Origin of the sequence: Bacillus sp. EKM501B (assembly GCF_011800505.1) — a bacterium.
GTDB classification, from domain to species: domain Bacteria; phylum Bacillota; class Bacilli; order Bacillales; family Bacillaceae_G; genus Bacillus_A; species Bacillus_A cereus.
Genome location: NZ_JAALFZ010000007.1, coordinates 25,486 through 36,500 on the forward strand (window position 1 = coordinate 25,486; position 11,015 = coordinate 36,500).

The window sequence follows — 11,015 nt, forward strand, 5'->3', positions numbered from 1 at the left end:
ATATTTTGTACAGAAAGGAGCGATTCACATATGCAGGCAGTTTCACAAAAAAACACAGTAGAAACACCGACAATATATCGAATATTATTTGCGATTAGTTTCGGACATTTTTTAAATGATTCGATGCAAGCAGTTGTGCCGGCGTTGTTTCCTATTTTGGAAAAAACGATGAATTTATCCTATATGCAAGTAGGGTGGATTGCGTTTGCGTTAAATATGACGTCATCGATTATGCAACCGGTGTTTGGTATGTATTCAGATAAGAAGCCGTCACCATTTTTATTACCACTCGGTATGTTTTCAAGTATGCTTGGAATGATTGGACTCGCGTTTGCACCAAACTTTATTATTGTTATTATTTCTGTTTTATTTATTGGCTTAGGTTCCGCAGTCTTTCATCCAGAAGGCGCTCGTGTTGCGTATATGGCGGCAGGTGCAAAACGAGGGTTAGCGCAAGCGATTTATCAAGTTGGGGGAAACACGGGGAATTCTTTAGCTCCTATTTTTACAGCGCTAATTTTCGTTCCACTCGGTCAAATTGGTTCATTAGGTTTTACAGCATTTGCAGCAGTAGGAATTGCATTATTGATTTTCGTATCGAATTGGTACAAAAATGAATTAGCAACCGGCGCTGTAAGAAGGAAGAAGAGAGCTGCGCTTGAGGCGGAAAATGCAATTGTAAGTACACACATTAAATTTGTTATTATACTTCTTGTTTTTCTTACTTTTGTGCGCTCTTGGTACGGTGCCGGTATCGGGAATTTCTATCAATTTTACTTAATTGAGCATTATGGTTTATCTATAAAAAATGCCCAGTATTTCGTATTCGCATTTATGATTGCTGGTGTGTTAGGCACTTTCTTCGGGGGACCGTTAGCAGATCGATTTGGTAAGAAAAACATCATCGTATTTTCAATGTTAGGTTCAGCGCCACTTGCGCTGTTATTACCACATGTCTCACTTGTGTGGGTCGTACCTTTATTTTTATGTATCGGTTTTATTAGTTCAAGTAGTTTTAGTGTAATTGTTGTATACGCGCAAGAGCTTGTTCCGGGAAAAGTAGGGATGGTATCAGGTCTAATTGTAGGTCTTGCGTTCGGCCTTGGTGCTCTAGGTGCTGTAGTACTAGGAAAGTTAGCTGATATATATAGCCTTCAGTTCATTATGATATTATGTAGTTGTTTACCGTTAATTGGACTTACTTCATGGTTATTACCAAGTGATAAGAAAACGATAGAATAGGGGATGCACTATGAAATTATGTGAAAACGTAACAGAATTAATAGGAGATACACCTGTCGTCCGATTATCTAAATTTATTCCGGAAGACGCAGCGGACGTGTATGTGAAACTAGAAATGTTTAATCCATCACGTAGTGTGAAAGACCGTGCTGCTTATAATTTACTTCACGTTGCAGAAGAAAATGGTCTCATTAAACCAGGGGATACAATTATTGAACCGACAAGCGGGAATACAGGAATTGGTTTAGCGATGAACGCAGCAGCTAAAGGGTATAAAGCGATTTTAATTATGCCAGACAATATGTCAAAAGAGCGTATTAATTTATTGAAAGCATACGGGGCAGAAGTAGTTTTAACACCAGCAGAACAAAGAATGCCAGGAGCAATTGCGAAGGCGTTAGAACTGCAAAAACAAATACCGAATAGTTTTATCCCGCAACAATTTGAAAATCCAGCTAATCCGAATATTCACCGTTATACGACTGCACTTGAAATTTACGAACAAATGGAGGGAGAGCTTGATGCTTTTGTTGCAACGGCAGGAACAGGCGGAACGATTACAGGGACTGGTGAAACGTTAAAAGAGAAATTGCCAAACTTATATATTGCAGTAGTGGAACCGAAAGGATCTCCCGTTTTATCCGGTGGTGTACCAGGTCCTCATAAACTAGTAGGAACAAGCCCAGGATTTATTCCGAAAAACTTAAATACAGAAGTGTATAACGAAATTATTCAAATTGCAGACGAAGAGGCTTTAACGACAATGAGAAACTTAGCTAGACAAGAAGGATTATTAGTTGGGCCATCTTCTGGAGCATCTGTTTACGCTGCAATCATGATAGCGAAACGTCTAGGCGTTGGTAAAAAAGTTTTATGTATTGCGCCTGATACAGGTGAACGTTATTTGAGCATGGGGTTATTTGAATAAAAAGGATAGAAACACCTTAATAGTGAATAGCTGCTATTAAGGTGTTTGTTTTATGGAATGAAGAGGGGGAGAAGAACAATGAAACTATTAAAACCAATCCATGAATATAGTGAGCGTATTACGGCGTATAGACAAGCGTTTTTACACTCAGGGGAACAACCACATGGAAGTAGTTCTTTACAAAACTTTGATTCTCTTGATGAATGGTTTGAAAAAGTGAGTAAACAAGAACTAGGAGAAAATTTACTAGCTAATCGAGTGCCATCTAGTCAGTTTTTAAGTTTTGAAAAAGGGGAACTTATAGGTTTTGTGAATATTAGACATAGATTAAATCCAGAATTATTACGAGAAAGCGGTCATATTGGATATAGTGTCCATCCGAATAAACGTCGCCACGGTTACGCTACGAAACAACTACAACTTGCATTAGCTGAAGCGCAAAAATTAGGATTGCAGAAAGTATTAATAACTTGCGATAAATCCAATATCGGTTCTGCTAAAACGATTCAAAAGGTTGGAGGTGTGTTAGAAAATGAAGTAGTTTCTTCTCGTACTGGTGAAGTTATTCAGCGCTATTGGATAGAAATATGATTAAGTAGGAATTTGAAAAGGTAATGCAAGCTGTAATATCGAAATAGATAAATGAAATATAGGGGATTACTGCAATTTTAGGGGGAAATGAAATGGGATTAAAAGAGAGAGCGATAGAGATGTCAGAGATTTATAGGCAAAATCCGAAAGTAGAAGCTATTATTTTAGCGGGTTCAGTAGCTAGAAAGCTTGAAGATGAACATTCAGATATAGAATTACATATTTTATGGTCAACACCGCCGGAAGATGAGGATCGTAGGGCCCCTATTTATCATATTGATGGGAAAATATTATCGTATCATCCGTATGAGGAAGAAGAATGGTCGGAAACGTATTTAACGAAAGAGGGAATTAAATTAGAGATTAGTAACTTTTTAACAGAGACAGTAGAGAAAGTAATTTCGGATGTGGTGGATCAATATGATATAAATTATGAAAAACAATGTATTGTATCATCCATTCATGATGGTGTTAGTTTGTATGGAGAAGGGAAAGTGAATGAATTAAAAGAAAAAGTAGCGGCATATCCAGATGAACTAGCAAAACTGATGATTTCAGAAAATCTATGGTTAAGTAATCGTTGGCACAATCGAAAGGCGCTTTTAAAACGGAAAGATTGGCTTATGCTTTATGACGTTATTTGCGAAGTACAAAGGAACGTATTCGGTGTTTTATTTGGTTTGAATAAAATGTACGTACATCATCCAGCGTTTAAATGGATGCCTAATAATGTGGAACGAATGACTATTAAACCTGAAAAATTATATGAACGTATGGCGGACACATTAATAGGGAATCCAGAAAAAAGTGTGCAGGAGTTAGAGTTGCTAATAGAAGAAGTGTTGCAACAAGTTCATACATACGCGCCAGGAGTAAATGTGGATGAGCAAGAAAAATCTATTTTTTATTTTGTGAAATAGAAAATAGTAATAAGGGGGAAGTTATGGGTTTTTTTAATAGGTTTTTTAAAAAAGTTGAAAAAGTAAATGAGCAAGAAGCTACTCTTCATGAATTAAGTGAAGAATTGTATGTTGAATCACCGGTAGAGGAAGCGACTAGTTACTGGGTATCAATGGCACAAAATATAATTGTTAATGCTGTAAAAGCGGCTGACAATGATGTGGAACGTGCCTTCGTGTTATTGAATTTGAAGAAAGGTGAGGCTTCATTTGATATTTTTTATCAAATAAATGGGCAATTGTATTTCTGGGATCAGCTAGAAAATGAGACGATAAGAAATAGAATTCAGAACGAGTTGTTACCGCAAGCTCCAGAAGTTTCAAATGCAGTAAATGAGCAATTTCGTGGAGCTGATCACCCTATAATTTCGTTCGCACAATTGCAGTTTGAATGGGAAACGAAAGCCTGGTTCTCACATATAATTTGGGAAGATAGCCTTGCTGCTCAATTGCCCAAAACTCAAATTCTAAATGAATGGTTTCGTGTAATTAAAGAAGAAACAAAAAATAGACCACTGGATAGTGATGCGAAATTTTCTTGGTATCCATCAAACTCTTAAAAAATGAATACAGAGAGACAGGTTATGTTTCTAGATGATTTGTATTATTGAATAAGTATCAATAATACGTAATTCTTTTTCTATTGCCTGTTAGAATTCGTTATGTACTAAGCTACTTGTTTTCTAAACTAAAACTTATATTTCGAATTTTTAAATAGATTGTAATACATAAAAATTCGAAATATAAGTTGACACTATTTTTAATGTGTGATAAAAATGATAGTAATCAATTCGGAAAATAATATTTGGGCAATGAAAGGGTATAGTAGTGAATATCTCCCTATTTCAGAGAGCTGATGGTTGGTGTGAATCAGTATATAGATTATTCATGAAGTTCGTCCTGGAGCATCTTTCATAAATCTCATATTTTGAGGAAATGAAAGACGGTAGTTTATACCGTTATCAAATAAAGTGGTGAAGATTTTTTCACAACTAGGGTGGTACCGCGATATTTATCGTCCCTACGTATTTACGTAGGGACGTTTTTTATTTAGGTCCTAACTTTGGTGTGGCTTCATAACTAGGGTGGTACCGCGATATTTTATCGTCCCTACGTTTTTGCGTAGGGGCGTTTTTATTTAGGTGGTTTCTTAGTGTTCTTCACAACTAGGGTGGTACCGCGATATTTTTGTCGTCCCTACGTATTTACGTAGGGGCGTTTTTTTATTATTAGGGAGGAAGTGAACGTATTAGAAAAGAGTATTGATAGAACAATATAAATACCGAATTGTAACAAAGAAAAAGAGATAGAGAGGAGATTAACAAATGAATTCACAGCAATGGACATCGAAATTAGGTTTCGTATTAGCTGCAGCAGGTTCGGCAATTGGTCTTGGGGCGATTTGGAAATTCCCATATATGGCCGGCATTGGAGGAGGCGGAGCGTTCTTCCTAATTTTCATCGGTTTCACATTATTAATTGGTTTACCGCTATTATTAGCTGAATTTGTTATTGGAAGAAGTACACAAAAAGAGGCTGTTGATGCATATAGAGAGATTGCTCCTAAAACGTTATGGCCTTGGTTAGGTAAATTAGGAATTGTAACATGTTTCATATTACTTTCTTTCTACAGTGTTGTAGGAGGCTGGATTTTATTATATTTATGGAATGCGATTACAGGTAGACTATGGGAAGGAAATGGAGCATACGAAGCTACGTTTGGTGAAATCATTTCCAATCCATATTTAGCAGTTGGATCACAGCTATTATTCATCCTTATTACTATTTTTATCGTAAGTAAAGGTGTACAAAATGGTGTTGAAAAAGTAAATAAATATTTCATGCCAGCACTATTCGTTTTATTCTTTGTATTAATCGTTCGTGCACTTACGTTAGATGGTGCTGGAGAAGGAGTTCGTTTCTTCTTACAACCTGATTTCTCACATGTAACATCAGAAGTTATTTTATACGCAATGGGGCAATCGTTCTTCTCATTATCTGTTGGGGTAGCCGTTATGGTAACGTATAGCTCATACTTACCGAAAGAAGAAAGCTTACCACGTTCAGCATTTTCTATCGTAGCCTTAACTCTTGTTATTACATTACTTGCAGGACTTGCAATTTTCCCAGTTGTGTTCGCATTTGGAATGGAACCATCTCAAGGACCGGGACTATTATTTATCGTATTGCCAGCTATTTTCAGTAAAATGGCATTCGGAAAATTATTCTTCATCGTTTTCTTATTATTATTCTTCTTCGCTACGATTACATCAGCAATTTCGATGTTAGAAATTAGTGTCGCATCGTTAACATCAAAAGGTAAAGGGAAACGTGAAAAAATGGCCTTAATCGTAGGGTTATTAATCTTCGTTGTTGGGGTACCATCAGCATTATCATTCGGTATATTAAGTGATCTGAAGATTTTCGGGAAGACAGTCTTTGATTTAGCGGACTATGCAGTAAGTAACGTATTAATGCCACTTGGTGTATTATTAGTTTCTATCTTTGTTCCTTTAAAAATGAAGAAAGATGTATTAATGAAAGAGCTAGGTGTAAGTAAAAATAAAGGTTATAAACTATTCGTATTATGGTTATTCTTACTTCGTTATATCGCACCAATTGCGATTATTATCGTATTCTTAAATGTACTTGGCATTATATAAAAAGAAAGGTAGCGTATCATACAAAGATACGCTACCTTTTTATTTTGCTCTTTTTTGCAATTCATTTACTGTTACGAACTGATAGCCCTTCTTAGATAAAATTTCGTGCTTTAAGAAGGGTGTGGATGCAAGGAGAAGGAATTTATCATATAATAAAATGCAAAAGGTATATTAGGAGGTGTTTATATGGCGATTATAATTCAATTGCCAGACACTGCAACGTCTCATGCAAAGCCAAGTATGGAAATGGCGATACTTTGCGTGAGGTAGACAAGTAATATACAATCGCCTATATGAGCTCGTATCATTTTTTATATTTGGCTTTGCACCTTATTGAAATGAACCATAAAAAATAAGGGGCGAGCAGAAATGAAATACGTAAAAGCTAATGCTGTTTTACCGGAGAGTTTAATTACTGAAATTCAAAAGTATATACAAGGTGAAACAATTTACATTCCGAAACAAGAAACGAAACATTATAAATGGGGTACACGATCTGGTGGAAGAAAACAATTAGATGAAAGAAATAAAGCAATTAAAGAAGCGTTTAAAAGTGGGATTGCTATTCATCAACTTGCAGAAGAATATTTTCTTTCTGGGGAAACGATTAAAAAGATTGTGTATTCTAAATAAGAGGAAAAGAGTCTGATTCATATATTACTTTGAATCAGACTCTTTTTGTTTTATATGTATTGGATATATGAAGTGTGAACGGGCATGATAATAGAAAAAATGTGCCGTTTTTTTATTAAATGCTATACAGAACATTTGAAGAGTAGAAAGGTGAACATATATGAATCATATTGGACAAATAACGATAGAGCTTTTAATTGGTTTTTTTGTTCTATTAATTGCTACAAAAATATTAGGGAAAACACAAATATCTCAGCTAACGCCCTTTGATTTTATTTCTGCAATCGTCCTAGGTGAGCTCGTTGGAAATTCAATATATGATCCTAAAATTAAAGTATGGTCTATTTTATATTCAGTATTTGTTTGGGTAATTTTAATTTATACTATTGAAGTGATAACACAAAAAGTAAGAGGGACAAGAAGGTTTTTTGAAGGATATCCTTCAATTATTATTCGTAATGGAAAGATTGATCGTGAACAATTAAGCGTAAATCATTTGGATATAAACCAATTACAACAAATGCTTAGGCAACAAAAAGATATATTTTCAATCCGAGAAGTTGAATATATGATATTGGAACCTAACGGAAACATAAGCGTTTTGAAAAAAAGTAAATACGAATCTCCTACTGTAAATGATTTAAGTTTAAAACATAAGCCTGTATACTTACCAATTTCATTAATTAGTGATGGAAAAGTAGTTAAGGATAATTTGAGGGAAGCGGGATTTGATGAAGGGTGGCTTTATAAACAAATAAAGCAAAAAGGAATTACTAAATTTGAAGACGTATTATATGCGGAATGGAAAACGGATGATGGCTTCTTTTGTCAGGAAATGCAGCGGTAGAGAATAAGTGATATATGTAATGTTTGTTTCTAAGTTATCTTTTACATATCAAAAAACGTAATCATTGTATACAATAAAACTAGATCAACAATTTGTATGGAGTGATAAAGATGGAAGCGTTTATTAGAAGTGATCAATATAATTTTATAAAATCACAAGCTTATATTTTAGCAAACGGGCATGCAACGGCAAATGATAGAGGTGTAATTCAAGCGTTAAAATCGCTTGCGATTGAAAAGATAATACATGTATTTGAGAATTTAACGGATGAACAGAAAGAGTTAATTGATACGGTATTAACAGTTCAAAATAGAGAAGATGCAGAATCATTTTTAATGAAAATAAATCCGTATGTAATTCCGTTTCAAGAAGTTACAGCACAAACATTAAAAAAGTTATTTCCTAAGGCGAAAAAGTTAAAACTTCCTGATATGGAAGAAATAGATATGAAAGAAATATCTTATTTAAGCTGGATTGATAAGGGATCAAGCAGGAAATTTATTATAGCGAAAAATGATAAAAATAAATTTGTTGGTCTGCAAGGAACGTTCCAAAGTTTAAATAAAAAAAGCATTTGTTCATTATGTCATGGGCATGAAGAAGTAGGAATGTTTTTAGTTGAAATTAAAGGCGATGTACCAGGAACTTTCGTTAAAAAGGGAAACTACATTTGCAAAGATGGTGTAGCTTGCAATCAGAATATGAAATCGCTAGATAAATTGAACGATTTTATTGACCGCTTGAAGAAATAACGAGAAAACCTCTAGTATTTAAACTGGAGGTTTTTATTTTTTGAAGAAGTAAAATAAGCTTTCTTTGTAAATGTAGATTTATAATGAAATTTGATAAAAATATCTATTATGATACAGTTGCTTATATGCAAGGAGGTAAAACATGGATTACCTTTTATCGAAAGAAAAAGTGAAGCGATGGCCCAAAGATATGATAGCGGCGGGGCGTTGTCATACTGTTGGCCTTAAATCGGATGGCACGGTAGTCGCGGTAGGTAATAATAAATTTGGCCAATGCGATGTAGGTAGCTGGCGCGACATTCGGTTGCCTGGCAAATAGTCAATTTACAATAAATGATTAGTAATATTATTCTATTTTAGGAGTAATTATGGAATAGGATATGTAGAAAATAATTAAACTTAAATCTACTGAATAAGAATCTCTTTTGAAAAGGGATTCTTATTATTTTTCATAAAATGAGGGTCTAAATGGAATTTTTGAACAAACTATATTTCAAAATTACAGTAGAAGATATAAATAAAGTATAGAGGAGATAAAGAAATGCTTAAAAAGTTTTTGCTTTCTTTACCGGATGTTTTACTTATATGTATCGTTCTTTACATAACGTACACAAATTCTTTTAGCTTTGGACAAATGTTAGTAATTTCAATTGCAATCGGAATCATTGGTGGTCTTGTTATAAGGATTGGTAAGGATGTATTTATGTATATAAGGTGGACAATGAAACAGAGGAAATCTTGAATACGTTGTATTGCTATTAGGAGGAGATGAAATGACTAAGAAAAAGAGTAGAGTGAAAAATGAAGTAGCGCTTTGGGCATTAACAGCGGTTGTTCTCATCATTGTATGGTACTTTTATCAAAAATAAAAACGCATCGTATTAAAAAAGCACGATGCGTTTTTATTATTTTTTTTGCCAATTTTCTTTAATAAAGTCTTCACGACCAGATTCCTTTTGCTCAGTAGCATATTTCTCTGGATTCTTTTTATAGAAATGTTGGTGGTATTCCTCTGCTGCGTAAAAAGGTGCAGCAGGACGAATTTCAGTCACGATTGGATCTTTAAACATACCGCTTTCTGTAAGAGCTTGTTTTGATTTTTCAGCAAGCCCTTTTTGTGTTTCGTTATGATAAAAAATAGCGGTACGATAAGATGGACCACGGTCAAAAAATTGTCCGCCATCATCAGTTGGATCGATTTGTGGCCAATATAAGTCTAGTAATTTCTGATAAGGAAAAATAGAAGGATCGAATGTAATTTGAACAACTTCTAAATGTCCAGATGTTCCAGCTTTTACTTGTTCATATGTTGGGTTTTCTACATGACCTCCTGCATAGCCAGAAAGTACTTTATGAATACCAGGAAGTTCATCAAATGGTTTTACCATGCACCAAAAGCAACCGCCTGCGAAGGTTGCGAGTTCGTATGTTTTTTCGGACATTGCTGTAATCCTCCTAAATGTATATGTTTTATATAGTATTATATAAATTGTTTTATTGCGCAATAAAAAAGATTTGAAAATATATGTTTTTTATAAACAAGATCCTCCGCTCACATCAATTAATTGTCCAGTTACCCAGCGGCTGTCTGGAGAAGCAAGGAATGCAGCAGTATCGGCAATGTCTTCTACTTCACCTAAGCGATTGAAAGCGGAAATAGTAGTAGCGTACTGCTTCATCATCGGGTCGCTCAAGAGTTCTGCATTCATATCTGTTTTAATAAATCCTGGAAGTATTGCATTCACCGTTATTCCTCGTGCTCCAAGCTGTTTTGCTAGCGTAAAAGTCATTGTATTAATAGCGCCTTTCGTCATACTATATGCAACAAAATCAGGTAAAGAAATGCGGGTGGCAGCGGATGAAATATTAATAATTCGGCTATTGTCACGTAAACGTGGCAGTGCTTGTTGAATGATAAAGAATGGTGCTTTTGCATTTACTGAAAACATTCTATCAAAAAATTGTTCAGTCGTTTCTTCAATAAAAGCACCAGGACCAATGCCAGCATTGTTTATTAAAATATCAAATTGTGTTTCACCAGTGCGCTTTTGTAATTCAGTATCTAAAGCTTTATAAAGGTTTTCTACACCGTGTAAGGATTCTAAATTTGCGCCGATAGAAAAAGCTTGGCCACCATCTGATCGAATTTCCTGAACAGTTTCTTCAGCGTCATCTTTTCGATTACCGTAATGAACAGCAACCAATGCACCGTCATTTGCTAAACGTTTAGCGATCGCTCGTCCAATTCCTCGGCTTGCTCCTGTAACTAACGCTACTTTCCCTTTTAACATAGTTTCCTCATCTCCTCATAAACTTTATAAGTTTTTCTTTATGTAGTAATGCAAACATACTTAAGTAATATATGAGTGTATGTAAGTAATGCATTTCAATTTTGATTTG

General features: G+C 34.8%; 12 protein-coding genes, 1 pseudogene and 1 other annotated feature. Of the genes and pseudogenes, 11 read left to right on the forward strand and 2 right to left on the reverse strand.

What is annotated here, in order from left to right; translation table 11 throughout:
* Nucleotides 1-30 precede the first annotated feature (30 nt).
* The 11 genes and pseudogenes from HFD78_RS15235 to HFD78_RS15285 all read left to right on the forward strand — a co-directional run bounded on the left by HFD78_RS15235 (nucleotide 31) and on the right by HFD78_RS15285 (nucleotide 9,357).
* A complete protein-coding gene (locus tag HFD78_RS15235) occupies nucleotides 31-1,242 on the forward strand; it encodes an MFS transporter (protein ID WP_001149411.1) in 1,212 nt (403 codons plus the stop codon).
* Nucleotides 1,243-1,252: 10 nt separating this feature from the next.
* Complete coding sequence (cysK, locus tag HFD78_RS15240) at nucleotides 1,253-2,170, forward strand: cysteine synthase A (RefSeq protein ID WP_000762279.1); 918 nt, start codon at nucleotides 1,253-1,255, stop codon at nucleotides 2,168-2,170.
* A 78-nt stretch (nucleotides 2,171-2,248) separates the two neighbouring features.
* On the forward strand, nucleotides 2,249-2,761 hold the full coding sequence (locus tag HFD78_RS15245) for a GNAT family N-acetyltransferase (RefSeq protein ID WP_000771279.1): 513 nt from the start codon (nucleotides 2,249-2,251) through the stop codon (nucleotides 2,759-2,761).
* A 92-nt stretch (nucleotides 2,762-2,853) separates the two neighbouring features.
* The gene (locus HFD78_RS15250) at nucleotides 2,854-3,681 is read left to right on the forward strand and encodes a DUF4037 domain-containing protein (protein WP_000523213.1); all 828 of its coding nucleotides are present in this window, start codon (nucleotides 2,854-2,856) and stop codon (nucleotides 3,679-3,681) included.
* Nucleotides 3,682-3,704: 23 nt separating this feature from the next.
* Nucleotides 3,705-4,280 (forward strand): hypothetical protein, encoded by a 576-nt coding sequence (locus tag HFD78_RS15255; protein WP_000505545.1) that lies wholly within the window; start codon nucleotides 3,705-3,707, stop codon nucleotides 4,278-4,280.
* 243 nt (nucleotides 4,281-4,523) lie between these two features.
* Nucleotides 4,524-4,746, forward strand: a binding site (T-box leader).
* A gap of 299 nt (nucleotides 4,747-5,045) precedes the next feature.
* Nucleotides 5,046-6,383: a sodium-dependent transporter gene (locus tag HFD78_RS15260; RefSeq protein WP_001088187.1), complete on the forward strand. Its 1,338-nt coding sequence runs from the start codon at nucleotides 5,046-5,048 to the stop codon at nucleotides 6,381-6,383.
* Between the two features lie 369 nt (nucleotides 6,384-6,752).
* On the forward strand, nucleotides 6,753-7,016 hold the full coding sequence (locus HFD78_RS15265) for a CD3324 family protein (protein ID WP_000878325.1): 264 nt from the start codon (nucleotides 6,753-6,755) through the stop codon (nucleotides 7,014-7,016).
* Nucleotides 7,017-7,176: 160 nt separating this feature from the next.
* Entirely contained in the window at nucleotides 7,177-7,863 is a 687-nt protein-coding gene (locus tag HFD78_RS15270) for a DUF421 domain-containing protein (RefSeq protein WP_001015535.1), read from the forward strand.
* 110 nt (nucleotides 7,864-7,973) lie between these two features.
* Nucleotides 7,974-8,615 (forward strand): FusB/FusC family EF-G-binding protein, encoded by a 642-nt coding sequence (locus HFD78_RS15275; RefSeq protein WP_000387064.1) that lies wholly within the window; start codon nucleotides 7,974-7,976, stop codon nucleotides 8,613-8,615.
* 142 nt (nucleotides 8,616-8,757) lie between these two features.
* A pseudogene (locus tag HFD78_RS15280) lies at nucleotides 8,758-8,916 on the forward strand (RCC1-like domain-containing protein); the annotation flags it as partial.
* A gap of 240 nt (nucleotides 8,917-9,156) precedes the next feature.
* Nucleotides 9,157-9,357: a hypothetical protein gene (locus HFD78_RS15285; RefSeq protein WP_000913386.1), complete on the forward strand. Its 201-nt coding sequence runs from the start codon at nucleotides 9,157-9,159 to the stop codon at nucleotides 9,355-9,357.
* A 163-nt stretch (nucleotides 9,358-9,520) separates the two neighbouring features.
* On the opposite strand, the gene msrA is transcribed toward HFD78_RS15285, so the two are convergent.
* Both msrA and HFD78_RS15295 read right to left on the reverse strand, forming a co-directional pair.
* The gene (gene msrA, locus HFD78_RS15290; RefSeq protein WP_001291887.1) at nucleotides 9,521-10,057 is read right to left on the reverse strand and encodes a peptide-methionine (S)-S-oxide reductase MsrA; all 537 of its coding nucleotides are present in this window, start codon (nucleotides 10,055-10,057) and stop codon (nucleotides 9,521-9,523) included.
* Nucleotides 10,058-10,147: 90 nt separating this feature from the next.
* Nucleotides 10,148-10,906 carry an SDR family oxidoreductase gene (locus HFD78_RS15295; RefSeq protein ID WP_000911815.1) on the reverse strand — a complete coding sequence of 253 codons (759 nt, stop codon included), beginning with the start codon at nucleotides 10,904-10,906 and terminating at the stop codon, nucleotides 10,148-10,150.
* Between the last annotated feature and the right edge of the window lie 109 nt (nucleotides 10,907-11,015).